The organism is Streptomyces gossypii (assembly GCF_025165795.1).
In the GTDB taxonomy this organism is placed as follows: Bacteria; Actinomycetota; Actinomycetes; order Streptomycetales; family Streptomycetaceae; genus Streptomyces; species Streptomyces gossypii.
This window is the reverse complement of sequence record NZ_JAJAGO010000001.1, coordinates 670,364-694,181: the sequence shown is the minus strand read 5'-3', so window position 1 is coordinate 694,181 and position 23,818 is coordinate 670,364. Positions and strand designations below refer to the sequence as shown.

The following is a 23,818-nucleotide window of genomic DNA, read 5'->3' as shown; positions in this document are numbered from 1 at the left end:
GCTGGGCCGGTATTCCGGTCTGGTTTGTCATGGGTGTATCGCACAGTCTATGGATTTCGTTCACCGCGCCTTAATGCGGAATTCCCCCTCGCTTCCCGCCCCGGGCGCACCCCCGCCCGGCCTCCCCGCCCATACGCCCTGGCCGGCGCGCGGGCACCCGCAGGAGGAGCATACGAACATCCGGCCGCCGCCGTGCGCGTCACCCGGAAAGGTGAGACGCGCCACTCATGGGCCCCGGGGTCTCGCGTACGCTGGCGCCCACTCGTACCTCCCACCGGGCCGGACGGCGCACGGGCGCCCCGGCATTCCCCACGGTCCAGCGAGGCTCGGGCGCAAGAGGAGGTGCATACATGTCAGGGACGACCACGGCTGGAGCCCGGGAGGCAGTGCCTCCGCAGCGGCCGGGCGCGTCCCCCGGGACCGGGCCCGCGAACCGGTGGACCGTACTCGTCGTCCTCTGCGCGAGCCTGCTCCTGGTCGCACTCGACGCCACCGTGCTCCATGTCGCGGTCCCCGCCGTCTCGGAGGACCTGCGGCCCGGATCGAGCCAGCTGCTCTGGATCGTCGATGTCTACCCGCTGGTCTGCGCCGCGCTGCTGATCCTCTTCGGCACGCTCGGGGACCGCATCGGCAGACGGCGCGTGCTGCTGTTCGGCTATGCGCTCTTCGCGCTGGCCTCGGCGCTCGCCGCGTACGCCCCGACTGCCGAGATGCTGATCGGGGCCCGCGCACTGCTCGGCGTCGGCGGCGCGATGATCATGCCCGCCACCCTCTCGATACTCCGCCAGGTCTTCCCCGACCGCCGCGAGAGGGCCTTCGCCGTCGGAGTCTGGAGCGCCGTCGCCGCGGTCGGCGCCGCGGTCGGACCGCTCTTCGGCGGGCTCCTGCTGGAGCACTTCTGGTGGGGCTCCGTCTTCCTCATCAATCTGCCGCTGATGGCGGCCAGCCTCCCCATCGGCCGCTGGCTGCTACCGGAGTCGACAAGCGCCGCCCAGGGCCCCTGGGACGTATGGGGCGCCGGACTGGCCGCTTTCGGGCTCTTCGGCGTCATATGCGGGGTCAAGTCCGCGGGCACCGGGGAGGCGCTCTCCCCGGAGACGCTGCTGCCCCTGGCGACCGGCACCGCCCTGCTGGTCCTGTTCGTACGCAGGCAGCGGCGCCGCCCGTATCCGCTGATCGACATCGCGGCCATCACGCGGCCCGCCTTCGGCGTGGCCGTGGGCTGCATCGTGCTCACCGTGCTCGCACTGGTGGGACTCGCGCTGATCGCGGCCCAGTATCTGCAGCTCGTGCTCGGCCTCTCACCGCTGGAGACCGGTCTGCGGCTGCTGCCGCTCTCCGTGGCCGCCGTGGCCGCCGGACTCGCCGGTTCCCGGATGCTCCAGCTGCTCGGTCCGCGGCTCATGGTCGCGCTCGGCTTCCTGGTCACCGCCTTCGCCGTGCTGCTGCTGACCGGGGTCGGCCAGGAGGACCGCCCCGCACTCCTGATCGGCGGCTTCGTGCTGCTCGGCTTCGGGCTGGAGACCACCCTCTTCGGCTGCTACGAGTCGATGCTCAGCGAGTCCTCCGCCGACCGCGCGGGCTGCGCGGCGGCCATGGGCGAGACCGCCTACCAGCTCGGCGCCGGGATCGGCATCGCCCTGCTCGGCAGCGTGATGAACGCCACCTACGCCCCCGGCGTCCGGAACGCGGCCGGAGTCCCGCTCGAGGCGAGAGGCGACGCGAGCCACTCGCTGGGCGAGGCGTACGGGGTCGCCTCCCGGCTCGCCGACCCGACCGGCGACCTTCTGCTGCACGCGGCACGCCAGTCTTTCGTGCACGGGATGCACATGACGCTGATCGTCAGCGCCGGACTGCTGCTGCTCGGTGCCGTCGCCGCGCTGCGGCTGCCGCGCACCATGGACTGCGCACGGCAGCGGGAGCAGGAACCGCCGTCCAGGCCGGCGGGGCCGCCGCCGTCCGCCGCGCACTCGGTTCCCGCTCAGCCGCCGGCGCACCCCGCCTCCACCCGGGGCGCCGGGCCCTCCCCACATGCCGGGCCCTCCTCCTCCCCGCATGGGGCGTCATCCGTACATGACAAGCGGGCCGGTACGCTCTTGTCCGGCGGGATCTCTCAGCCATAGCGTCGGCCGCACGCCGCGACGATCAGCCATCGCCGCCCATCCACCCGGAGGTCCGCATGTCCGCGCTGCCGCCTTTCGACCCCGCCGACCCGCTCGGTCTCGACGACCTCCTCGACCCGGAGGACCTGGCGGTCCGCGACACCGTGCGCTCCTGGGCGGCCGACCGCGTCCTGCCGCATGTCGCGGACTGGTACGAGCGCGGCGAACTGCCCGGCCTGCACGAGCTGGCCCGCGAACTGGGCGCCATGGGCGCCCTCGGGATGTCCCTGACCGGTTATGGCTGCGCGGGTGCGAGCGCCGTGCAGTACGGGCTTGCCTGCCTGGAGCTGGAGGCGGCCGACTCGGGCATCCGTTCCCTGGTCTCCGTGCAGGGATCGCTGGCCATGTACGCCATCCACCGCTTCGGCAGCGAGGAGCAGAAGCAGCACTGGCTGCCGCGGATGGCCTCCGGTGAGGTCATCGGCTGCTTCGGCCTGACCGAGCCGGACCACGGCTCGGATCCGGCGGGCATGCGCACCCACGCCAAGCGGGAGGGCACCGACTGGGTGCTCAACGGCCGCAAGATGTGGATCACCAACGGTTCGGTGGCGGGCGTGGCGGTCGTCTGGGCGCGCACCGACGAAGGCGTCCGGGGCTTCGCCGTACCCACCGAGACCGAGGGTTTCGCGGCCCCGGAGATCAAGCACAAGTTGTCGCTGCGCGCCTCGGTGACCAGCGAGCTGGTGCTGGACGACGTACGGCTCCCCGCCGAGGCCGTACTGCCGGAAGCCCTCGGGCTGCGTGCCCCGCTCAACTGTCTGAGCCACGCCCGCTACGGGATCGTCTGGGGTTCGATGGGTGCCGCCCGCGCCAGCTTCGAGTCGGCGCTCGGCTACGCGAAGACCCGCGAGCAGTTCGGCAGGCCGATCGGCGGCTTCCAGCTCACCCAGGCGAAGCTCGCCGACATGGCAGTCGAACTGCACAAGGGCCTGCTGCTGGCCTACCACCTCGGGCGGCGGATGGACGCGGGGACGCTGCGCCCGGAGCAGGTCAGCTTCGGCAAGCTGAACAACGTGCGGGAGGCGATCGCGATCTGCCGTACGGCGCGCACCATCCTGGGCGCCAACGGCATCTCCCTGGAGTACCCGGTGATGCGGCACGCCGCCAACCTGGAGTCGGTGCTGACGTACGAGGGCACCACCGAGATGCATCAACTGGTGCTCGGAAAGGCGCTCACCGGGCTCGAAGCCTTCCGGTGACGACGAGCCTTCCGGCAACGACCTGCTGCGCCGGGTGCAGCGTGGCGCCGGGTTTCACCGTGGCGGCGGCAGCTCGCATCCGCCGCCACGGCACATCACCACATCGGGACCCACCCCATCGGGTGAATCAGCTCTGGTTGAAGAATCCGCCCTCGGAGGCACGGCGCTCCTGACCGTTGACGATCTTGTATTCGGCCGGGGTCAGCAGGAACACCCGCGTCGCCACCCGCTCGATGGATCCGTGCAGCCCGAAGGTCAGGCCGGCGGCGAAGTCCACGACACGCTTGGCGTCGGAGGAATCCATCGCGGTGAGGTTCACGATCACCGGCACGCCGTCCCGGAAGAGCTCGCCGATGCCTCTGGCGTCCCGGAACCCGTCCGGGGTGACGGTGGCGATCCGGGTGCCCTGGCCCTGAGCGGCTTCGGCCGTCACCCGGACCCGCGGGTCAGTCACCCACGACTCGCGAGCGGCGTCGCCGGGCTCCGGTCCTTCGGCGTAGTCGTCGTCGTAGTAACGCATCTCGCTGTCGTCGACGAGGCCCAGCCAGGCACTTGCCTTGCGCACCGATCCCATGGACGCCTCCTCTCCTCTGCGTGCGGCGGCGAAAGTAACCTGTGGCGGCACCGCCGCGGGGTCCGCAGTCCTATGGTCGTGCATGAGGCGGATGATGTGCCAAGTGGATTGCCACCGCAGATGTGATTCGTGACGGTTCTGGTGCAGAAAGATATGGCGCCGGATCAGGGGAGTTTCCGTGCAGGAATGGTGACGGAGTGCTGAATACCGGCTCTCCCGCCGGACGGGTGTTCATGGGGGACAGATGGGTGAGCGGGATGGCCACCACCCTAGGTGATTCGCCGTCACAAGGGGGCGGTGGAACCGGGATCATCCTCGCATCTTCTCGTCTGCGGGGCGGGGTACGGAAACTGACGGCGAATGAGAAGAGCCGGGGCCCGCGACTGGGCGACCAGGGCAGCCGGGCCGGTCGTACGGGCCGACTGCCGGGGCCACCGCCGCTGCCGCTCTGTGCCTGCCGTGGGCGCCGTGCACCTCGGGGCTGCTGCGCCTGAGGGTGCTGAGGGTGCCCGAGAGCTCCGCTGACCGCCTTGGGGATGCCAGGGTGCCTGGCCGGACCGTGCCGGCTGGATCCGGCCCGCTGAGGGCTTCAGAGCCGCTCAGGAAGATTCGACCGAGGTCGCCTCCAGGTTTACCTTTGGGGTATAGCGGACTTTGGGGGCCATAATGGTCTGGGAGCTGGTCGCGGTAGCGCTCTCCGGCGGCGCGGTGTATGTCCTGGCGGCGGCGAGAGTGGTGAAGCAGTTCGAGCAGGGGCTCGTCTTCCGCCTCGGCAGGGTGCGTGGCGGGCTGAAACAGCCCGGATTCACGATGATCGTTCCAGCTGTCGACCGGCTCCAGAAGGTCAACATGCAGATCGTGACGCTGCCGGTGCCCGCGCAGGAGGGCATCACGCGGGACAACGTCACGGTCCGTGTCGACGCGGTCGTCTACTTCAAGGTCGTCGATCCTGTGGACGCCATCATCCGGGTCGAGGACTACCGCTTCGCGGTCTCCCAGATGGCGCAGACCTCGCTCCGGTCGATCATCGGCAAGAGCGAGCTGGACGACCTGCTCTCCAACCGGGAGAAGCTGAATCAGGGCCTTGAGCTGATGATCGACAGCCCGGCGGTCGACTGGGGTGTGACGATCGACCGGGTGGAGATCAAGGACGTCTCCCTGCCGGAGACGATGAAGCGGTCGATGGCACGGCAGGCGGAGGCGACCCGGGACCGGCGGGCACGGGTGATCAACGCCGACGCGGAGCTGCAGGCGTCGAAGAAGCTCGCCGAGGCCGCGGACGCGATGTCCGACGCCCCGGCCGCGCTTCAGCTGCGGCTGCTGCAGACCGTCGCCTCGGTGGCGACGGAGAAGAACTCCACGCTGGTGCTGCCGTTCCCGGTCGAGCTGCTGCGGTTCCTCGACCGTTCGCAGCAGTCGGGGGAACGGCAGGCCCCGGACGGGCGACAGCACCGCACCACGGCGCGCGGCGAGGAGCCCCGGGCCCTGGAGGCTGACGAAGCCATCGAGCCGGCGGCGGCTTCCGAGGGTGCGGAGGCTGTGGAAGCCCCGGAAGGGACCGGGCGGCTGCGGGCACTTGGAGAGCTCGGGCTGCTGGACCCGCCGGGGCCGGCCGACGCGCCGGAATCGGTTGAACGCGGCGAACCAGACGTCTCGCCCTCGCCGGAGGACCCCGAGCGGAACGAATAGGACACCTGGCTGTCCGGGCGGACTTCGCGTGCCTCGAAGATCGCCCGGGCAGTTGCGCGACATCTTCGCCCGAACCTACGGAAACCACCCCGGAATCCGGAGTCTGACGGGCAGTTGACGGACGTGCCTCACCGTTGGCCCTTGTGTGTTAACCGACGTTCGCGCAATACTCGGCGCGCCAGTTGGCATGGACGCGTCCTTCTGTTTGTCCTCTTCACGGACACGTCTGTGCCTCCTCCGGGCGCGCTCTGACTCGGGCGTGCTCAACCCCCCACAGGAGGCTGAGAGTTGAGGCACAACCGTCGTATATCCAAGCGCCGCATGGCCCTCGCGGGAGCGAGCGTCACCGCGCTCGTCGCCGGGGCACTGACCCTGTCGAACGCCAACGCCGCCGACGGCCCCGCCGTTGACACGCTGTCGCAGACCGCCGCCAGCACACTCGCCCAGGACCTCGTGTCCGACATCAAGGGCGACGGCGGTGCGTACTACGACGCCGGGGCGAAGAAGCTCGTCGTCAACGTCGTGAACGACGCGGCCAGGCAGAAGGTCCAGGCCGCGGGCGCCGAGGCCAAGATGGTGGACCACACCATGGCCGAGCTGAACAGTGTGAAGAAGGATCTCACCGAGCACGACGTCACCGGCACCTCCCGGGCGGTCGACCCCAAGACCAACAAGCTCGTGGTCACCGCCGACAAGACCGTCAAGGGTGCCGAGCTGGCGAAGCTGAAGAAGCAGGTCGCCGCACAGGACGGCAAGGCCGTACTGAAGCGCACAGCCGGAGAGTTCACCACCAAGCTGGCCGGCGGAGACGCCATCTACGGCGCCGGCTCCCGGTGTTCGCTCGGCTTCAATGTCACGGTGGACGGTCAGCCCGGGTTCCTCACCGCCGGGCACTGCACCGAGTCCGTCTCCGGCTGGTCCGATGCACAGGGCGGCCAGGAGGTCGCGGCGACCGAGGGCGGCAGCTTCCCGGGCGACGACTACGGCCTCGCCATGTATACGGCGGACGTACCGCACCCGAGCGAGGTGAACCTCTACAACGGCAGCACCCAGGCCATCTCCGGCGCGGGTGAGGCGACGGTCGGCCAGACCGTCCAGCGCAGCGGCAGCACCACGCAGCTGCACGACGGTGAGGTCCTGGCCGTCAACGCCTCGGTGTCCTACCCGCAGGGCACGGTCGACGGCCTGATCCACACCAACGTGTGTGCCGAGCCCGGCGACAGCGGCGGCGCGCTGTTCTCCGGCGACGAGGCGCTCGGAATGACCTCCGGCGGCAGCGGCGACTGTGCCTCCGGCGGCGAGACCTACTTCCAGCCAGTGGGAGAGGCACTCCAGGCGTACGGCGCCGAAATCGGCTAGACCGGCCGGGCACCCCCGGTCGTATCGGGGCACGGTGCCGTACCGCCCGGCGCGGTACGGCACTCCCCGGCCGCACCACACCGCACCACAGTGACCGCAGCAAGCTGACCGCTCGGCGTTACCCCCCACATGTACGACGCAGCGTTCAGCCCCCCCCACGCAGCACAGCCCCCCGTATCCGTCCGGGGGGCTGTGCTGTTTCCGTCAGCGGGTCAGCGGGTCAGCGGGTCAGCGGGTCAGCGGGTCAGCGGGTTGGCCGGTGGGCCGGTCGGAGGGTCAGCGGGACTCGGCCGCCACCAGCTCCGCGATCTGCACGGCGTTGAGCGCCGCGCCCTTGCGCAGGTTGTCGTTGGAGAGGAAGAGCGAGAGGCCGTGCTCCACCGTCTCGTCGTTGCGGATCCGGCCGACGTAGCTGGCGTCCCGGCCCGCCGCCTGGAGCGGCGTCGGGATGTCCGAGAGCTCCACACCCGGCGCCTCCGCCAGCACCTCGCGCGCCCGCTGGGCGCTGAGGGGCCGCTCGAAGCGCGCGTTGACCTGGAGCGAGTGACCCGTGAAGACCGGGACGCGCACACACGTACCCGAGACCTTGAGCGCCGGGATGTCCAGGATCTTGCGGCTCTCGTGCCGCAGCTTCTGCTCCTCGTCGGTCTCGTCCAGACCGTCGTCGACGATCGAGCCCGCGAGCGGCAGCACGTTGAAGGCGATCGGCCGCTTGAACTTCACCGGCTCCGGGAAGTCCACGGCGTCCCCGTCGAAGGTGAGCCTGCTCGCGTCGCTCTCCACCGCCTTGCGTGCCTGCTCGTCCAGCTCCGCCGCCCCGGCCAGACCGCTGCCGGAGACGGCCTGGTAGGTGGCCACGACCAGGGCGGTCAGCCCCGCCTCGCCGTGCAGCGGGCGCAGCACCGGCATGGCGGCCATGGTGGTGCAGTTCGGGTTGGCGATGATGCCCTTCGGGCGCTGGCGAGCGGCCTCCGGGTTGACCTCGGAGACCACCAGCGGCACCTCGGGGTCGAGCCGCCAGGCGGAGGAGTTGTCGATCACGACGGGGCCCTGTGCGGCGACCTTCTCCGCCATCGCCCGGGAGGTCGCGCCGCCCGCGGAGAACAGCACGATGTCCAGCCCGGAGTAGTCGGCCGTGGCCGCGTCCTCGACGGTGACCTCGCCGTCCTGCCACGGCAGCGTACGCCCGGCACTGCGGGCCGAGGCGAACAGCCGCAGCTCAGCGACCGGGAACTTCCGCTCGGCCAGAATCTCGCGCATCACGCTGCCGACCTGACCGGTGGCTCCGACGATCCCGATCCTCATGGGGCTCCTTCTGCAGTCCGTACTCTGATCGGCACTCTGGGTGGCACCAGCGCGGTGCGTCACCCTTGACGCCTCGCTTGTGTCCTTGTGCTCCTGCTTCCCCTACCCTGCCTTGCTCCGGCTACGGTCGCCAAACCCTTTGACCTGGGTCACACCTGCGGCTCATGCCTCCGGGCTCAACGCCTCCGGGGCGCCGGACCGCAGGATCGCCGGGGTCAGAGGGCGAGGTGCATGATGTGCAGTCCCACATAGCCCTCCCGGGGGTGCCGGAAGCCTTCCGGCACCGTGCCCACGATCGTGAAGCCCAGAGACTCGTACAGCTTCACGGCGTGTGTGTTCGTCGCCACGACGGCGTTGAACTGCATCGCGCGGTAGCCCTCCGCGCGCGCCCATTCGACCGAGTACGTGCACAGCGCCCGGCCCACGCCCCGTCCGGCGTGATCCGGGTCGACCATGTAGCTGGCGCTCGCTATGTGTGAGCTGTTGCCCATGTGGTTGCGGTTCATCTTCGCGGTGCCCAGGACCCGGCCCGCGTCGTCGACGGCGACGACCGTACGGGCGGGCGCGGGCTGCAGCCACATGTCGCGGCCCAGTGCCTCGTCGAGGTCGGCGGGGTAGGTGAAGGTGTCGCCCGCGGCGACGATCCGGTGGAAGAAGGGCCAGATGGCGGGCCAGTCGCGCGCCGTGGCTACGTTGATGTTCACTGCGACAGCATGCGGGACGCGGCGGGGCCGCTGCCAGCGCGTTCATGCGGGACCGCGGCGCCCACCAGTGCCCCCGCACCGTCGGCGACCGTGCTCTCCGTAGCGGAGAGCGCTCTCCTCGTCTGTTATAAAGATGCTCATGAGCGAAGCCCCGCGGACGGCCTCCCGCGCGCCCAGCACCCTCGAGGACGTCGCCCGGGTGGCCGGGGTGTCCCGCGCCACCGTCTCGCGGGTCGTCAACGCCACCCGCAATGTCGATCCGGCGATCCGCGAAGCCGTGCTGGCGGCGATCGCCGCCACCGGTTACGCGCCCAACCGGGCGGCCCGCTCCCTGGTCACCCGCCGCAGCGAGACCCTCGCCCTGGTGGTGTCCGGAGCGGGCGGGACGCCGGACGAGCTGGCACGCGTCGTCGGCGACCCCTTCTTCGGACGGGTCGTGGCGGGCGTCATCAGCCATCTGCGTCCGCGCGGAATGCACCCTGTCCTGATGTTCGCCGAGGCCGGTGAGACCCGAGAACAGGTCGTCGCCTTCCTGCGGCAGGGCAACGCCGACGGTGCCCTGATCGTCTCCACCCACGCCCAGGACCCGCTGCCCGAGCTGATCACCTCGGCCGGGCTCCCGGCCGTGCTGTTCGCCCGGCCCGCCGCTTTGCTGCCCATCAGTTACGTCGACCTCGCCCACCAGGAGGGCGGGCGGCTGGCCGCCGAGCAGCTGCTCGCCACCGGCCGCCGGTCCGTCGCCACCATCTGCGGCCCGCTCGACGTGCCCGCGGCACAGGACCGGCTCGCCGGGTTCCGGGAGACGATGGCGCGCCGCGGCCACGCGTATGTTCCGGTGGTGGAGGGGCAGTTCACCCAGGAGAGCGGAGCGGCGGCGATGGAACGGCTGCTCGACGAACACCCCGGGGTGGACGGCGTCTTCGCGGCCAACGACCTGATGGCGGCGGGCGCCTGCGAGGTCCTGCGGGAGCACGGCCGCACGGTCCCGGACGCGGTCGCCGTCGTCGGCTTCGACGACAGCGGCGCGGCGCTCACCTGCCGCCCTCCGCTGACCACGGTGCGGCAGCCGGTGGAGGAGATGGCGGCAGAGATGGCCCGGCTGCTGGTGGAGCGCGTCGAGCACCCGGACCGGCCGGTGGCCTCGGTGATCTTCGATCCCCAGCTGGTCGTACGGGAATCGGCCTGACGCCGCCCGCACCGGACTGGTGCGGGCGGCGTCAGGCCGAGCCGGTGCTCAGCTGTAGATGCCGAACTCGTAGAGCGAGTAACCCCATCCGGTTCCCCGCTCGGTGCCGTGCACTCGCACGTACCGGCCGGAGCCGCTCACATCGAAGTCGTCGATGCCGCCGTCGCCCCCGGTGGTGGTGTGGACCGTCTGCCAGTCCGAACCGTTGTCGGAGGTCTGCACCGTGTAGGACTTCGCGTACGAGGTCTCCCAGGCCAGCTGGACATGGCTGAACGAGGTCTTCTCACCCAGGTCGACCTGGACCCACTGCGGGTCGCTCCAGTCGCTCGCCCAGCGTGTGCCGTGGTCGCCGTCCGTGGTGTTGCCGGCGACGCACGGGCAGTCGCCGCCCGCCGCCTGCGTGGAGGACGCCGTGGCGGCCTTGCCCCGGGAGAGGTGGGTGCCGTCCACCGGCGGCGGCACGACCTTGACCGAGGTGGTCTCGATGCCGACGTTGCCCTGACCGTCCTCGGCCTTCACATACAGCTTCCAGACGCCCAGCCTGTCCGGAGCGGTGACCCGGAAGGTACCGTCCGGCTCCCGGGTGAACTCCGCGTCGGTCAGCGAGCCGTTCTCGTCGACGTACTTGCTGCTCAGGTGTACGGAGTAGCTGATCTCGTCGCCGTCCGGGTCCGTGGCGGGGGCCCGCACGGTGAACTCCCGTCCGGCGGGCACGCCCTCGGCGCTGTCGGCCGTCATGCCGGAGATGACCGGCGGGGTGTTGTCGCCTCCGGTGTCACCGCCGTACGCCTCCTTGACCGCGTAGTAGGAGAGGCGCTTCTTCCCGTCGGGGAGCAGGTTGAACCAGACCCCGCCGAAGTCGTCCTCGGTGCCGTAGTGGAAAAGCGTGGCGCCCAGTGCGACACCGGTGTGTCCGGTGACGCAGTCCCACGACTCCTGGTAGCCCTCCGCCTTGGCGGTGTCGGCCGGTTCCTTCGGTACGCCGTTGGCGTCGTCGGGGACCTCCCACTCGCCGGACGGTCCTGCCTCGGTGAGGATGTAGGGCTTGGAGTAGCCGCCCTCCTCCCAGTCGGCCCGGACACCGCAGCCCGCCTGGTAGGCGTTGACGGCGTAGAGGTCGAGATCCGGCGCGTTCCTCTCGTAGTACGGCCAGGCGCCGGTCCAGGCGTCGGTCGAGGTGACCGGGTGGTTCGGATCGACCGCGTGGATCTCCTTCGCGATGTCGTTGACGAAGCTGGTGTAGGCGTCGCGCTGCTCTTCGAGTTCGTCACCGGCGAAGCACTTGTCCAGCCCGAGGACCGACTCGTTGCCGACGTTCCACATCAGGACGCCCGGGTGGTCCTTGTACTCGGCCACCCATTTCGGGAACTCGGCCAGCATGTCGTTCTTGTAGCCGGTGTCGGTGAGGTAGTTGACACAGCCTCCGCTGCCGGGCCCGCCGCCGGGCTGGAGCCAGAACCCGGCGATCACCTTGACGCCGTTGGCTGCGGCGGCGTCGAAGAGGGGCTTGCTGCTCGCGTCGGTGCCCCAGGTCCGCACGGTGTTGGCGCCCATGGACCGCACATCCGGCATGTAGGTGTCGGCGTCCGCCATGTCGGGGCCCCAGGTGAGGCCCTTCACCTGGTACGGGGCGCCGTCGACCGTGAGCTGCCAGTCGCCCTGCGAGCCGGTGACCTCGACGACGCTTCCCGCTGCGGCCGTGGCAGATGACGCGGGCAGGCCGGTCAGACCGGCGGCGAGCAGCGCGGTGAGCGCGGCGGCGACACCGGTCCGCCGGGCTCGGCGTCTGGGCCTGGGCCTGCGGCGTGGCCGCGTGAGCAGTTCGGAGTGGGGCACGGGACCTCCTGCGTTGGGGGGTGGGAGATGCGCCCGGAGAACGGGTGAGCGCTCTGAGGGATGTGCGATCCGGGGAAGTTGACGGTGCGGTGGGAGCGCCGGGGGAGCGCTGGGCAGGGGCGGGGACTATGGGGCTGCCGTGGGCAGTTCGTAGTCCTCGTCCAGGGCCGCGCCCCGCTCGGGGTGTGTCTGGTCGTAGCCCCGCGCGTCGCACTGCAGGCCGCCCACGATGCAGTGGTCGACCATGGCGTTCAGGGTCGGCTCGTCCCAGGCGTTGAAGAAGTCGTAGTGGAACGAGTGTCCGGTGCCGCTGGCGAGCCTCAGCTCCGAGAGGTCACCGTTGACGGGGAAGGCCATCTTGAACTCGATCATCGGCACGGCCACCGGGTGGGAGGCCGGGCAGGTGTTCTGGTTCGCGCCCCCTGCGACGGGATACGCCATGTGGCTCCGGTGCCCCGGTGTGTCCAGGTGCTCGCCGTCCCAGCAACTGGGCGACTGGAAGCGGACGTTGACCTGGACGTCCCGAGCGGTCGGGCAGCTCTCCGGGAAGTCGGCGTTGAAGTAGCTCTCCCCGCACTCCCAGCCTTCCACCCAGCCGGGGTGGTTGCGGAATTCGTCGGCGGACTGCATGGGGCTGCCGACCACGTACCGCAGTCCCTTGGGGAAGGGCCGGACGCTCGTGTAGTCGGTGACACCCGACTTGTAGTAGATGGTCTGCGGGCCGACCGGACGGATCTCCTCGTCCCCGTTGAACATCGTCGGCATCCAGTACGCGGACTTGTCGCCGGGTGCCTTGCAGGTGGTGCCGCCCGCACCGAGCGAGTCAGTGGTGCTGAAAGCGTCGGTCGTCGTGTTCCCCATGAAGGTGTGGTGGTGGGAGGCGCCGGGCTGGCCCGGGTAGACGATGGGGTCGTCCGGCCCGGTGTGCGAGACCGAGCAGTTGGCCTGGAACTCGTGGAAGTACCGGTGCGGCGGCTCCTTGGTGGACGGCTCCACACCGGTCACCGGCGGGTCCGCCGGGATGTACCCGTCGCCGTCCGGGTCGTCGCCCGAGGCGGAGACCTTCGCCCCGTGATTGGCGTGCCCGCCTCCGTCCGGGCTCCCGGCGCCCGGCGTGGCGGCCGCGCTGATGGACTGGAGAGTGAACGCGACAAGGGCGAGTGCGGCGGCTATCAGGAGCCCGGACAGAGTTTTCGTTCTTCGGAGCATGTGGACCTCCATGCCGTTCTGCGGACGCGAGGGCGTGCCTCTCCCGGCTACTCGGAGAGCGCTCTCCAAGGCGACTTCAGTGTTGCGCCGTTGACGAGAACGTGTCAATGCTTGATACCGCGTCACCGCAGCGGGACTTCCTGCGTTCACAAAGTGACGCCACGCGGGGGGAGCCACCGCGCCCGCCTCTGCGCCAGGCGGGAGTACGGGTCCTCCAGGGGTGTGGTGCCGCTGGTAGGAGGATCAGCCTCCGCCTTGCGATCCGCGGCACCGGACGCCGCGAGCCGGTGAACCTTCCCGGCCACAGGCACTAGGCGGTCTCCGGCACGGTCTGGACGCGGCGGGCGATCACCTGGAGGTTCCCGGTGGTGTGGCCTTGGAGCGAGGCGGCGGTTCCGGGCCGTTCCTGCTCGATGCGGAAACCGTGCTCGTGCAGCAGAGTGCGCAGGTGCTGGGGGTGGTGGTGCCGGAAGAGTCCGCCCTCGTCCGTGGTGAAGACGCCGTACGCGGAGTGGCCGGGCGCCCCGGCCTCGTACCGCTGGAGGTGGCGGGCGTCGCTCTGCACCGGGACGTCGCTGACGTACAGCACCCCGCCCGGCCGCACCAGCCGCGCCACCTCCCGCAGGATCGCCCGCTGCCCGGCGTCCTCAGGCACGCAGTTGAGGACGACGAACAGCAGCGCCGCGTCATAGGAGGCGTCGACCGAGGGCAGTGGGAGGACGGACAGATGCACCAGGTCCAGTTCCGGGTGCTCGCGGTGGCCCCGCCGGATCATCGCGCGTGAGGGGTCCACACCGCGCACGTCCTGATACCCCAGGTCCACCAGCTGAGCGGTCAGCCGCCCGTAGCCGCAGCCGTAGTCCAGGACGCGGGCGTCGCGGGGCAGGCAGGCCGTCAGCAGCTCGGGATCGAGCCGGTGGGTGAACTCCTTGCCGGCCCCGGCGCCTTCCCAGAATCCGTGCGGCACGGGACGCTCGCTCATACCTGGACCGTACGTGTGCGCTGCGCGCAGCGCACACGATTGAACGGCGTGGCGTGGGCAGCCGAAGGGCCCTAGTGGGACCGCTTCTTGCCGACGAGGTGGGCCATGGTGAAGGCGCCGCCGCCTGCCAGGGCGATGCCGAGGAGGGCGATGCCGCCCTTGAGCCGCTTCCACCAGAACTCGGCCGGGAGCATGGGCTCGTTCTCCAGCATGGATTCGAGGATGTCGGTGCCGCCGGCATCGAGCAGGACGGCCACATAGCCGTTCGTCACGCTGAAGAACACGCCCAGTGCGGCAAGGATGGCCGCGCAGATGTGCGCGCCGACGCTGCGGCCGCCCGCGCTGCCCGCCACCGCGCCCACGCACGCCGCGAGTGCCAGCGCGAGGATTATGTAGCTGACCTGGAGGCCCACCCTCGAGAGATCCTCGTAGCTGGCGAGCAGCATGCCCATGTAGGCCAGTGTGAAGACCACGGAGATGAGCAGCCCGAGGAAGAACGCCTTGGCCGGTTTCGCGCCCCCTCCGGGAGGCGGCGGCGGGAAGCCCGGGTAGGGATAGCCGGGCTGCATGGGCTGCATCGGCTGCTGGGGCGGGTATCCGTATCCCGGCTGCTGCGGCTGTACGGGCGGCTGCCCGGGCTGACCGTACGGGGCGTACTGCTGTGGCTGTGGCTGCGGTTGCCAGGGCTGGCTCATGGATCCCCCGATGTTGAAGCGTGTGCGTTGAGCACGAGTGTGCGGTGAGCGGCCAAAGTACCAAGGGAGTCGTCCGCGTTGGAGCCCGAGATCGCAACGGTTCGCAACGGTCCGGGGCGTCGCACGATTGCGGTACAGGAGCGCAACGGACGTGCTACAGGCGGAAGACGGGACAGGGGAGGCAGTGGTTTCCCCGGCAGTGATCCGACTAATCTGCCTATAGCTCTGGCCCTAAACTTGTCGGAACATCGCAAGATCGGTATCTCGGGGGATCAACAATGCACATTCGTCGCGCCGTCGGCGCCGCCACGCTCGCTCTCACCGTCGTCGCCACGCTCTCCGGTTGTGCCGACGATCCGCAGGACAAGGCCTTCGGCGGATTCGGGGAGGCGCCCGCGCCGCCGACCATGCCGAACCCCTCACTCTCGAACATGCCCACCGGCATGCCCGACATCCCCGAGGCGTCCGGCGGTACTTCGTCCGGCGGTAGTTCGTCCGGTACGTCGGGCGGGACTTCGAGCGGCACCTCCGGGAGCAGCAGCGGCGGGAGCGGCCCGACGGCGCAGCCGACGTACAACCAGAACGCGACGGGCGAGGTCATCGGCCAGAACTGCCGCTACGACCGCGCCAGCAGCAAGATGAGTTACGACGTCGACATCCAGAACTCCTCCAGCGACTACGCCTTCCGCTACTCCTTCACGGTGGAGTTCAAGGTCGGTAAATACGCCAACTCCACGGTAGCGAGCAAGACCATCGCCTCCCGCCCCAATACGGTGACGGTCAGCGCGGGAGGCGACCGGACCGTCAGCATGCACACCTCCCACAGCACCAATGAACGGCTCACCTACTCCTGCCAGGTGACGTCGGCCCGCAAGTCGCCTTCGTCGTAAGGCCGACGCCCACTCCTGCCGTGAAGGCTCAGGTCTGGCGCAGGACCAGGCAGACGAAGCCAAAGCTTTCACGGTAGGAACGCAGCCATTCGGAGCGGCGGGTGGCGGCTGTCGCGAGGACTTCGGAGCTGTCCGGATCATCCGGATGGTCCAGAGCCCACGAGGCCAGCGACCCCCAGCACGCCCACTCGTAGTCATCCCGCTCCCGGCGGGTGCTGACGTGGCCGTGGACGGGCGTCCACCCGTCAGCGGTCACGCGATCCAAAGTGGTCGCCAGGTCGGCGAAGTCGCCGAGCATCTCCACGGCTTCCTGGGAAGGCTCTTCCTCCCAGAAGCCGTCACCGACCAGCACGCGTCCGCCGGGAGCCAGGTGCCTGCGTGCTGCCGCGAGAGTGGGGAGCAGGCCGCCGAAGGCGTGGGCGGCCCCGACGCTGAGCACCAGGTCGAACGGGTGCGCGGAGGTGAAGTCGGCGGCCGCCTGGTGGTGGAGGACCAGGCGTTCCTGGAGACCGAGGCTGCCCGCCGCCTCACGGGCCTGTGCCATCGCGTCTTCGGAGATGTCGACGCCCTCGGCGCGCAGGCGGGGACTGGCGGCCAGGGCGCGTAGGAGCCACTCTCCGCCTCCGCAGCCGAGATCGAGCACCCGCGCGTCCGGCTGGGAGATCCCCTGCGCGAGCAGTTCGCGTACCGAATCGTCGTCGAGGGGAGACTTGATCGGATGACGTGCATGAGCGATCCTGGACATCTGTTCACGGTTCATCGGCGCAGCTTGGCACCGCCGGAAGGCTGCACGCACCTCCCTTTTCCCGGTGAACCGCACGCTGAGGAACCGCACTCCTGGGCAGGCTGTCGTATGGGATGGTCTCGCTGTCCCTCATGCTCGCCGTCAAGGAAACCAGCGGCTCCTACGCCGTGGCAGGCTCCGTCCTGGCGCTGTTCGGGCTGACCAGCGTCTTTCTCTCGCCCGCCCGCGCCGCGCTGATCGACCGTCACGGCCCGCGCCGCGCACTGCCCCCGATGACGGGGGCGTACGCGCTGCTGCTGGCCGCACTCGCCCACGCCACCTGGCGGCCAGGTGCCTCCCAGCTCACGCTGGCGGTCCTCGCCATGGCCGCCGGTGCCTGCACGCCGCCGCTCGGCCCCGTGATGCGGACGCTCTGGAGCAGGCTGCTGCCCGACCGGCGGCTGCTGCAACGGGCGTACAGCCTCGACTCCGTGGCCGAGGAACTGCTCCTCGTCAGCGGGCCGTTGCTGGTCGGGCTGCTGATGAGATTCGCCGCACCGGCGGCCGGGGTGGCCGTCAGCGCCGCACTCGTGCTGACCGGCTGCCTCGCGCTGGTCTCCTCCCCGGCCGTCCGCGCCATGCCGGGGCGTGCGCGCGCGGTGGCCCGGCCCGTACCGGACGGGCACGGCGGTCAGGAGGGGCAGGAGGGGCAGGAGGGGCAGGCCGAGCGGAAGCGGCGGGAGCGCAAGCGGCTGCGGGTGACACCGGATCTGCGCCGTGCCGTCCTCGCCTCGGCGGGAGTGGGCCTGTGCCTGGGCGCACTGGAGCTGCTCGCGGTGGCTTTCGCCGAGCAGCGCCACCAGGCGGCGGCGGTCGCCTGGGTGCTGGCCGCACTCTCAGCGGGCAGCGCCGCCGGCGGTCTCGCGTACGGTGCCGTCTCCTGGCGCGCCCCGGAGCGGCTGCGGCTGCCCGTGCTCACCGCCGCCCTGGCACTGATCCTGGCCGCGGCCGGGCTCGCCCCCGGGCTGCTGGTGTTCACCGCGGTGGTCGGAGTCGCCGGGCTGTTCGTCGCCCCGGCGCTGACCTCGGCCTATCTGCTCGCGGACCAGGCCGCCGCCCCGGAAAGCCGCACCCAGGCCGGTGCGTGGGTCAACACCGCCCTCAACGCCGGGGTCTCCGGAGGCACGGCCGCGGTCGGCCTGCTGGTGGGGCGGCTTCCGCTGGCCGCCTGCTTCGCGGTGGCGGCGGCCCCGGCGCTGCTGTGTGCGGCGGGGGCGCTGTACGGGGCGGGCGGCCTTCGTCGGTCGACGCCGTGACCACGATCCGGGGGCCTGGACAGGGCCAAGGCGTCGTTTCCGTCGGCCGATGAAGATCGTTTGCAGTCCGTTACAGTGCGGCGTGACCCTCACCAGCCGTACCTCCGCCCCCTTGTCCGAGACCGTGCTCCTGGAGCGCAGTGAGGACGGACTCCGCCTGCCCCTGCTGCTGTGGGCGCCGGGGCCCGGCTGGCGGATGCTCTCCAGCGCCGTGCTGGGCGGCGGCTGGGGTGAGCGGCACTGGGTGCTCAACGCGCAGGTCACCCCGGGCTACCGCAGGCCGGATCCGGCCGCGCACCTGGCGGCCCTGGCCGCCGAGGCGGGCGCCGAGGGGCCGGGGGTGGGACTGATGACCGCGGCGGAGGTGACGGACCGGTGCTGGGCTGCGGACGAGGGCGCGGAGGCCCTGGTCACCGCCGGGGTGGGGGTGCACGGGTGGGCCGCGGCCCCTGTGCCCGTGCCTGCCGCACGTCCCGGCCCGCCCCGTGCGGGGACGGTCAACATCGTCGTCGCGCTGCCCGTGCCGCTGAGTACGGGCGCCCTCGTCAACGCCGTCACGACGGCGACGGAAGCCAAGGTCCAGGCGCTGCGGGACGCGGGTTACGACGCCTCGGGCACCCCGACCGACGCGGTGTGCGCCGCCGCGCCGCTCATCGTGGACGGGCACCCGGAGGAACCCTTCGCCGGTCCCCGTTCCCGCTGGGGCTCCCGTCTGGCCCGCGCCGTCCACGCCGCGACGCTGCGCGCCTGTCTGGCCGACCACCGCCGCCGGGTGGGCTGACCTGCCGCCGACCCGATGCTGACCCACCGCCGCCCGCGCGTTCCCCGCCTCGGGGCGGCGGGGACACTGGGGGGAGGTCCTCAAGGAGGACCGGGAACTGGGGTGGGAGGGGCCGGGCGTGCTGGAGCGGTTGGATGAGATCTGTGCCGAGGCGCTGGCGGAGCACGGGTGTCCGTCGGTCTCGGTCGCCGTGGCCCAGCGGGGTGAGGTCGTGCTCGCGGAGGCGTACGGGCTCGCGGGACTGGCGGAAGGGCGCGCGGCCACGCCCGCGACCGCGTACCTGCTGGGCTCCGTCACCAAGCCGGTGACGGCAACCGCCGTGTGCCTCGCCGCCGACGAAGGGCTGCTGGATCTGGACGCCCCGGTACCGGGCGAGTACGGGCGCCGGGCCGCGCCGACGGCGCGGCAGCTGCTCCAGCACCGGGGCGGGCTCGGCGCGTTCTACGCCTGGGAGTACGGCGAGGGCGAGCCCATGGTCGATCCGGGCCGCTACACGGTGCTCCACCGCGAGCCGGGCACCGGCTTCACCTATGCCAACCTCGGCTACCGGGTGCTGGGCGGACTGCTGGAGTCGGTGACCGGGCAGCCGCTCGGCGCCTTCGTCCGGGAGCGGGTGTTCGAGCCGCTGGGCCTGCACGGCAGCCACCTGGGGCGTACGTATCCGGGCCCCGCGCCGTCGGCGGTCCGGTACACCGTCGACGGGCGCGCCTACCCGGATTACGGCTGCGGCCACCCCGGAGCCACCCTCGGCTGGGCCCCCGCCGGTGAGCTGGCCCTCTTCGCGCAGTCGTATGAGCGTCTGCTGAGGCCGGAGACGGCCGCCGCCGTGCGCGCCGCGCCGCCGCTGAACGCGCGGGTTGGATACGGGCTGGGCTGGAGCGTGTCGTACGGGGGCACTCCGGTGGTGCTCAGCCACAGCGGTGGCGGGGGAGGAGTGGCGGCGATGGTGGTCGCGGTGCCCGAGCTGGGGCTCTCGGTGGCCGTGCTGTCCAACTCCACCAGCAAGGCGGCCCGCGACATGGTGCTGCGGTACGTACTGGGCGCGCTGGTCCCCGGGTACACGTCCGCGCTGACCGATCCGGGGGTTCCCGATCCGGCCCGGCCGATGGACCTGCCGGAGGGTGCCGTCTGGGAGGGCCGGATCAGCGCGCCCGAGCGGGAGGTGCCGGTCGAGCTGTGGGTGCTGGCAGGCCGTCGGATCGGGCTGCGGGTGGACGGCGTGAGCGTCACCGGCGAGGCGTCGGCCTCCGAGGCGTGGGCGGTGCGCGCCGAGGTCCCGTTGCAGCTGCCGACCGCCGACGCGCGGATCAACAGCCCCGTGCTGGGTCTGCAGCTCCGTCTCGAAGAGGGTCGGCTGACCGGTGTGGCGCACGCCTGCAAGAACGGCGACGGCGAAGGGTGGCTCGGGAACTTCCTCAGCCACCCCTGCGTACTGCGCCCTGGCTGAAGCCGACGGAGGGCCGTTCGGCGCGGGCGGGCGATTCCCTCGAAGGGGGTACGCGCTCGGCGCCGAGGGGTGCCCGTAGCTGTCGTCGTGCGCCCGCCAGGGATTACGGGACAGCCCTTAGGCCGAAGGGGCGAAGGGTGCGCGCAGCTGCGGCTCGTTCGGGTCCGGGTCTGGGCCGGTGGCGAAGTCTTCAGAGGTGTCGTCGGCGAAGTCGGGTGCCTGGAAGGGATCCGTCGTCGGCGGGCGTGTTTCTGCTGTTGTGGCGGAGATGACCGCCGGCTCGGGTTCCGAGAACAGCGAGGTTGTGTCGATGGGAATTGACTCCTTGGGTGCGATGCGTCGCGCGGTAATGCGTGACGCGGTGTGGTGCCGGTGTGGCACCCGTCGTGCGCTCCGGTCATGGGCGGACCGGAGGGCGCGGGGCGGGTAGGCGGTCCGGTCGGGCTGGTGGGAGCCCCGACCGGCCGCCATGGCCCCGGCCTGGCATGGCCGACGATCTCAGAGTTGGGTCATCTTGGTGAAGGGAGCCATGATCCGTTTCTGGACCGGGCCGAAATCTACAAGCACCGCGTTTTCGCCCTCGAGCCCGATGACCCGGCCGAGGCCGTGCTCATCGTGGGAGACGCGGTCCCCCACGGCGAAATGCTTCAGGGGCGGTGCGACCGGATTCTTGAAGGGGCTGGCGGGCAGATTGCGCCGGGTTGCGGCTGACCTTGTCATTGCCCTCAGTATGCCCTGCCGGTCCAGTGTACGGCCCCGGTGTGCGGTTTTCGATTGCCGCGAGGCGGCGCCGGGGGCGCGGAATCAGGGTGCGTAGCGCTGGAGTGTCTGGCCCATGGCGGCCAGTACGGACGCCTCCACGCGGTAGTAGACCCAGGTACCGCGCCGCTCCGAGGTGAGCAGGCCCGCCTCCCTCAACTTCTTCAGATGGTGGGAGACGGTCGGCTGGGAGACGCCGACGTCGGAAATATCGCACACGCATGCCTCGCCGCCCTCGTGGGAGGCGACCAGGGAGAACAGGCGCAGCCGGACCGGGTCTCCCAGCGCCTTGAACATCGCGGCGGTACGGACCGCCTCCTCGGCGTTCAAGGGGCGGTCGGTCAGCGGTGCACAGCACGGGATCACGACTGGTCCGGCGACAGGCTCCAGGCCGGGCTCCAGGCTCTCCAGCTCCCGGTCCGGGCCCGGAGGCGTGTCGGTTTCCGGCAGCGGTGGTGCCTTCACATTCGGCATGTGTCTATGTTGACACACGTCGAACCAGTAGCGACGGGGTGCGGCCGGGGACCTTCCCTGGTCCCCGGCCGGTGATTGCTTACTGCCCGAAGGTGAACGAGCTCTATTCCTGGGCATCCAGGTCGTCGGTGAGGAGGGTGGCCAGCTCCTCGACCGCTGCTTCCGCGCCGTCGCCCTCGGCGGCGAGCACCACGGACTCGCCGTGCCGGGCTCCCAGGGCGAGGACGGAGAGCAGGCTCCGGGCGTCGACCGGGGCCTGACCGTCCCGGCCTATGGTCACTCTGACCGGCTGTCGGGTCGCCGCTTTGACGAACAGCGAGGCCGGACGGGCGTGCAGCCCGCTGCTGGAGCCTACGGCGACGGTGCGCTGGTGCATGGGTCCACTCCTACGGGTTCGGGCGGTAGCTGGCTGGGGCGATGGCTGGTTGGCCGGTGGCTGGTGGGGCCGGTTGCTGGGTCAGGCGGCGACCGGCTCCTTGGCGGCCCCGGCTCCCTCGGTCGCGGGGCCGCCGGGCGCCCCGGCGGCCCCGCGTACGCCCTTGAGCAGGATGACCAGGCCCGCCGTGACCGCCGTACCGGCCGCGATGGCGATCAGGTAGAGGAAGGGTTCGCCGATCAACGGGACCACGAAGACGCCGCCGTGCGGCGCGCGCAGCGTGCAGCCGAAGGCCATCGACAGCGCTCCGGTGACCGCGCCGCCCGCCATCGCGGAGGGGATGATGCGCAGGGGGTCAGCCGCCGCGAACGGGATCGCGCCCTCGGTGATGAACGACGCGCCCAGCACCCAGGCCGCCTTGCCGTTCTCCCGCTCGGTCTTGGTGAACAGCCTGCCGCGCACGGTCGTCGCGAGCGCCAGTGCCAGCGGCGGCACCATGCCCGCCGCCATCACCGCGGCCATCACCTTGAGGCCCGCGGGCGTCGGGTCGGCCAAACCGCCCACCGCGAAGGCGTAGGCGACCTTGTTGAAGGGCCCGCCCATGTCGAAGCACATCATCAGGCCGAGGACGATGCCGAGGATGACCGCGTTCGAACCGGAGAGGCTGTTGAGCCCGTCGGTCAGGGCGTCCTGGAGCGAGGCGATCGGCTTGCCCACGACGATGAACATCAGGGTTCCCACGACCGTGGAGGCGATCAGGGGGATCACCAGCACCGGCATGATGCCGCGCAGGGTGGGATGTACCTTGACCCGCTGGATCGCCATCACCACCGCACCGGCCAGCAGACCGGCGACGAGGCCGCCCAGGAAGCCGGCGTCGATGGTGAGGGCGATGGCGCCGCCGACGAAGCCCGGCACAAGCCCTGGCCGGTCCGCCATGCCGAAGGCGATGTAGCCCGCGAGCACGGGCACCAGGAAGCCGAAGGCGGTGCCGCCGATCTGGTTGAACAGGGCGGCCCAGCTGTCGGCCTCGGCCCATACGAAGTGATCGGCGACGGACTTGGCGTCGGCGATCTCGTAGCCGCCGATGGCGAAGGACAGGGCGATCAGGAGGCCGCCAGCGGCGACGAACGGCACCATGTAACTGACGCCGGACATCAGGTACTTCCGCAGCCGGACGCCGAAGTGCTCGCCGCCGCCGCTTCCGCCGCCGCCCTCCCCGGGCGTGGTGGCGTCCAGGGCGCCGCTGATCTCACCGCGCCTGGCCTTCTGCCGGGCCTGCGCGATCAGTTCGGAGGCCCGGTTGATCCCGGCCTTCACCCCGGCGTCGACGATCGGCTTGCCGCCGAACCGCGCCTTCTCCCGCACCTCGACGTCGTGTGCCCAGATGACCGCGTCGGCGGCGGCGATGACGGCGGGGTCGAGCCGCTCGAAACCGGCCGAGCCCTGCGTCTCGACGCTCAGCAGGACGCCTTCGGCGCGGGCCGCGGTCTCCAGCGACTCGGCGGCCATGTAGGTGTGCGCGATGCCGGTGGGGCACGAGGTGACGGCGACTATCCGGAAGGGTCCGTTCGCCGCGGTCGCCTTCCCCGGCTCCTGCGCGGCCTCTTCCGCAGTCTCTTCTGCGGCCTCCTCCTCCGCGGTCTCCTCCGTGGCTTCCTCCGTCGCGTCGGCAGCCTCCTCGCCGCGCACCAGGGCCGCGACTGCGGCGGGGTCACGCTCCGTGCGGAGCGCACCGGTGAAGTCCGGGTTGATCAGCTGGCGCGCCAGGCTCCCCAGGATCGTGAGGTGGTCGCTGTCGGCCCCGGCCGGTGCCGCGATCAGGAAGATCAGGTCGGCCGGTCCGTCCACCGCGCCGAAGTCGATGCCCCGGCCGCTGCGGCCGAAGGCGAGCGTCGGCACCGTCACATGCGCGCTGCGGCAGTGCGGGATGCCGATCCCGCCCTCCAGGCCGGTCGGCATCTGGGCCTCCCGGGCGGCCACGTCGGCGAGGAAGCCTTCGAGGTTCGTGACGCGGCCGACGGCGCACATCCGCTCGGCGAGCGAACGGGCGGCCGACTCCTTGGTCTCGGCGGACAGATCGAGGTCGACCAGTTCCGCGGTGATCAGTTCATTCATCGCGGGTCTCCTTGCTCGTGGACCGCCTTGCGG

21 protein-coding genes are annotated in these 23,818 nt (G+C 71.0%); 9 read left to right on the top strand and 12 right to left on the bottom strand.

What is annotated here, in order from left to right:
* The first annotated feature begins 350 nt into the window (after positions 1 to 350).
* Positions 351 to 2,123 (top strand): MFS transporter, encoded by a 1,773-nt coding sequence (locus LHJ74_RS03215; protein WP_260215888.1) that lies wholly within the window; start codon positions 351 to 353, stop codon positions 2,121 to 2,123.
* A 56-nt stretch (positions 2,124 to 2,179) separates the two neighbouring features.
* Positions 2,180 to 3,361, top strand: a complete 1,182-nt coding sequence (locus LHJ74_RS03210) for an acyl-CoA dehydrogenase family protein (RefSeq protein ID WP_260215886.1) — start codon at positions 2,180 to 2,182, stop codon at positions 3,359 to 3,361.
* A gap of 127 nt (positions 3,362 to 3,488) precedes the next feature.
* Here the strand turns inward: LHJ74_RS03210 and LHJ74_RS03205 are convergent, their stop codons facing one another.
* On the bottom strand, positions 3,489 to 3,935 hold the full coding sequence (locus tag LHJ74_RS03205; protein WP_260215885.1) for a cell division protein SepF: 447 nt from the start codon (positions 3,933 to 3,935) through the stop codon (positions 3,489 to 3,491).
* A gap of 666 nt (positions 3,936 to 4,601) precedes the next feature.
* Between LHJ74_RS03205 and LHJ74_RS03200 the strand changes: the two genes are divergently transcribed.
* Both LHJ74_RS03200 and LHJ74_RS03195 read left to right on the top strand, forming a co-directional pair.
* Positions 4,602 to 5,624, top strand: a complete 1,023-nt coding sequence (locus LHJ74_RS03200; RefSeq protein ID WP_260215884.1) for a slipin family protein — start codon at positions 4,602 to 4,604, stop codon at positions 5,622 to 5,624.
* Between the two features lie 288 nt (positions 5,625 to 5,912).
* The gene (locus LHJ74_RS03195) at positions 5,913 to 6,983 is read left to right on the top strand and encodes a S1 family peptidase (RefSeq protein ID WP_260215882.1); all 1,071 of its coding nucleotides are present in this window, start codon (positions 5,913 to 5,915) and stop codon (positions 6,981 to 6,983) included.
* A gap of 276 nt (positions 6,984 to 7,259) precedes the next feature.
* On the opposite strand, the gene LHJ74_RS03190 is transcribed toward LHJ74_RS03195, so the two are convergent.
* The gene (locus tag LHJ74_RS03190; RefSeq protein ID WP_260215881.1) at positions 7,260 to 8,288 is read right to left on the bottom strand and encodes an aspartate-semialdehyde dehydrogenase; all 1,029 of its coding nucleotides are present in this window, start codon (positions 8,286 to 8,288) and stop codon (positions 7,260 to 7,262) included.
* A 215-nt stretch (positions 8,289 to 8,503) separates the two neighbouring features.
* Entirely contained in the window at positions 8,504 to 8,992 is a 489-nt protein-coding gene (locus LHJ74_RS03185) for a GNAT family N-acetyltransferase (protein ID WP_260215880.1), read from the bottom strand.
* 139 nt (positions 8,993 to 9,131) lie between these two features.
* On the opposite strand from LHJ74_RS03185, the gene LHJ74_RS03180 reads away from it, so the two are divergent.
* Positions 9,132 to 10,178: a LacI family DNA-binding transcriptional regulator gene (locus tag LHJ74_RS03180; protein WP_260215879.1), complete on the top strand. Its 1,047-nt coding sequence runs from the start codon at positions 9,132 to 9,134 to the stop codon at positions 10,176 to 10,178.
* Positions 10,179 to 10,226: 48 nt separating this feature from the next.
* On the opposite strand, the gene LHJ74_RS03175 is transcribed toward LHJ74_RS03180, so the two are convergent.
* The 4 genes from LHJ74_RS03175 to LHJ74_RS03160 all read right to left on the bottom strand — a co-directional run bounded on the left by LHJ74_RS03175 (position 10,227) and on the right by LHJ74_RS03160 (position 14,900).
* On the bottom strand, positions 10,227 to 12,014 hold the full coding sequence (locus tag LHJ74_RS03175; protein ID WP_375546645.1) for a discoidin domain-containing protein: 1,788 nt from the start codon (positions 12,012 to 12,014) through the stop codon (positions 10,227 to 10,229).
* 126 nt (positions 12,015 to 12,140) lie between these two features.
* A complete protein-coding gene (locus LHJ74_RS03170) occupies positions 12,141 to 13,223 on the bottom strand; it encodes a DUF1996 domain-containing protein (protein WP_260215877.1) in 1,083 nt (360 codons plus the stop codon).
* Positions 13,224 to 13,533: 310 nt separating this feature from the next.
* Complete coding sequence (locus LHJ74_RS03165; RefSeq protein WP_260215876.1) at positions 13,534 to 14,205, bottom strand: class I SAM-dependent methyltransferase; 672 nt, start codon at positions 14,203 to 14,205, stop codon at positions 13,534 to 13,536.
* Between the two features lie 71 nt (positions 14,206 to 14,276).
* Entirely contained in the window at positions 14,277 to 14,900 is a 624-nt protein-coding gene (locus tag LHJ74_RS03160; RefSeq protein WP_260215875.1) for a hypothetical protein, read from the bottom strand.
* A gap of 278 nt (positions 14,901 to 15,178) precedes the next feature.
* Here LHJ74_RS03160 and LHJ74_RS03155 point away from each other — a divergent pair, with 278 nt between their 5' ends.
* Positions 15,179 to 15,790, top strand: coding sequence for a hypothetical protein (locus LHJ74_RS03155; protein ID WP_260215874.1), 612 nt, complete (start codon positions 15,179 to 15,181; stop codon positions 15,788 to 15,790).
* A gap of 28 nt (positions 15,791 to 15,818) precedes the next feature.
* Here the strand turns inward: LHJ74_RS03155 and LHJ74_RS03150 are convergent, their stop codons facing one another.
* On the bottom strand, positions 15,819 to 16,550 hold the full coding sequence (locus LHJ74_RS03150; RefSeq protein ID WP_260215873.1) for an SAM-dependent methyltransferase: 732 nt from the start codon (positions 16,548 to 16,550) through the stop codon (positions 15,819 to 15,821).
* A gap of 77 nt (positions 16,551 to 16,627) precedes the next feature.
* Here LHJ74_RS03150 and LHJ74_RS03145 point away from each other — a divergent pair, with 77 nt between their 5' ends.
* From LHJ74_RS03145 to LHJ74_RS03135, 3 genes are all read left to right on the top strand, one after another.
* Positions 16,628 to 17,830, top strand: coding sequence for an MFS transporter (locus LHJ74_RS03145; protein ID WP_260215953.1), 1,203 nt, complete (start codon positions 16,628 to 16,630; stop codon positions 17,828 to 17,830).
* Between the two features lie 49 nt (positions 17,831 to 17,879).
* Positions 17,880 to 18,611 (top strand): adenosylcobinamide amidohydrolase, encoded by a 732-nt coding sequence (locus LHJ74_RS03140; RefSeq protein ID WP_375546644.1) that lies wholly within the window; start codon positions 17,880 to 17,882, stop codon positions 18,609 to 18,611.
* 118 nt (positions 18,612 to 18,729) lie between these two features.
* Positions 18,730 to 20,058: a serine hydrolase domain-containing protein gene (locus LHJ74_RS03135; protein ID WP_260215870.1), complete on the top strand. Its 1,329-nt coding sequence runs from the start codon at positions 18,730 to 18,732 to the stop codon at positions 20,056 to 20,058.
* A gap of 498 nt (positions 20,059 to 20,556) precedes the next feature.
* Here LHJ74_RS03135 and LHJ74_RS03130 read toward each other — a convergent pair whose 3' ends face one another.
* From LHJ74_RS03130 to LHJ74_RS03115, 4 genes are all read right to left on the bottom strand, one after another.
* On the bottom strand, positions 20,557 to 20,778 hold the full coding sequence (locus LHJ74_RS03130) for a hypothetical protein (RefSeq protein WP_260215868.1): 222 nt from the start codon (positions 20,776 to 20,778) through the stop codon (positions 20,557 to 20,559).
* Positions 20,779 to 20,862: 84 nt separating this feature from the next.
* The gene (locus LHJ74_RS03125; RefSeq protein ID WP_260215867.1) at positions 20,863 to 21,291 is read right to left on the bottom strand and encodes an ArsR/SmtB family transcription factor; all 429 of its coding nucleotides are present in this window, start codon (positions 21,289 to 21,291) and stop codon (positions 20,863 to 20,865) included.
* 103 nt (positions 21,292 to 21,394) lie between these two features.
* The gene (locus LHJ74_RS03120) at positions 21,395 to 21,667 is read right to left on the bottom strand and encodes an HPr family phosphocarrier protein (protein ID WP_260215866.1); all 273 of its coding nucleotides are present in this window, start codon (positions 21,665 to 21,667) and stop codon (positions 21,395 to 21,397) included.
* Between the two features lie 81 nt (positions 21,668 to 21,748).
* Entirely contained in the window at positions 21,749 to 23,785 is a 2,037-nt protein-coding gene (locus LHJ74_RS03115) for a PTS fructose transporter subunit IIABC (RefSeq protein WP_260215865.1), read from the bottom strand.
* Positions 23,786 to 23,818: the final 33 nt, after the last annotated feature.

Bases quoted from the DNA above. Each gene is read 5' to 3' on its own strand.
- LHJ74_RS03120 (WP_260215866.1), bottom strand. From the start codon at position 21,667: ATGCACCAGCGCACCGTCGCCGTAGGCTCCAGCAGCGGGCTGCACGCC.
- LHJ74_RS03155 (WP_260215874.1), top strand. From the start codon at position 15,179: ATGCACATTCGTCGCGCCGTCGGCGCCGCCACGCTCGCTCTCACCGTC.
- LHJ74_RS03190 (WP_260215881.1), bottom strand. From the start codon at position 8,288: ATGAGGATCGGGATCGTCGGAGCCACCGGTCAGGTCGGCAGCGTGATG.
- LHJ74_RS03125 (WP_260215867.1), bottom strand. From the start codon at position 21,291: ATGCCGAATGTGAAGGCACCACCGCTGCCGGAAACCGACACGCCTCCG.
- LHJ74_RS03180 (WP_260215879.1), top strand. From the start codon at position 9,132: ATGAGCGAAGCCCCGCGGACGGCCTCCCGCGCGCCCAGCACCCTCGAG.
- LHJ74_RS03210 (WP_260215886.1), top strand. From the start codon at position 2,180: ATGTCCGCGCTGCCGCCTTTCGACCCCGCCGACCCGCTCGGTCTCGAC.
- LHJ74_RS03150 (WP_260215873.1), bottom strand. From the start codon at position 16,550: ATGAACCGTGAACAGATGTCCAGGATCGCTCATGCACGTCATCCGATC.
- LHJ74_RS03170 (WP_260215877.1), bottom strand. From the start codon at position 13,223: ATGCTCCGAAGAACGAAAACTCTGTCCGGGCTCCTGATAGCCGCCGCA.
- LHJ74_RS03165 (WP_260215876.1), bottom strand. From the start codon at position 14,205: ATGAGCGAGCGTCCCGTGCCGCACGGATTCTGGGAAGGCGCCGGGGCC.
- LHJ74_RS03115 (WP_260215865.1), bottom strand. From the start codon at position 23,785: ATGAATGAACTGATCACCGCGGAACTGGTCGACCTCGATCTGTCCGCC.
- LHJ74_RS03140 (WP_375546644.1), top strand. From the start codon at position 17,880: ATGAAGATCGTTTGCAGTCCGTTACAGTGCGGCGTGACCCTCACCAGC.
- LHJ74_RS03130 (WP_260215868.1), bottom strand. From the start codon at position 20,778: ATGACAAGGTCAGCCGCAACCCGGCGCAATCTGCCCGCCAGCCCCTTC.
- LHJ74_RS03200 (WP_260215884.1), top strand. From the start codon at position 4,602: ATGGTCTGGGAGCTGGTCGCGGTAGCGCTCTCCGGCGGCGCGGTGTAT.
- LHJ74_RS03205 (WP_260215885.1), bottom strand. From the start codon at position 3,935: ATGGGATCGGTGCGCAAGGCAAGTGCCTGGCTGGGCCTCGTCGACGAC.
- LHJ74_RS03160 (WP_260215875.1), bottom strand. From the start codon at position 14,900: ATGAGCCAGCCCTGGCAACCGCAGCCACAGCCACAGCAGTACGCCCCG.
- LHJ74_RS03215 (WP_260215888.1), top strand. From the start codon at position 351: ATGTCAGGGACGACCACGGCTGGAGCCCGGGAGGCAGTGCCTCCGCAG.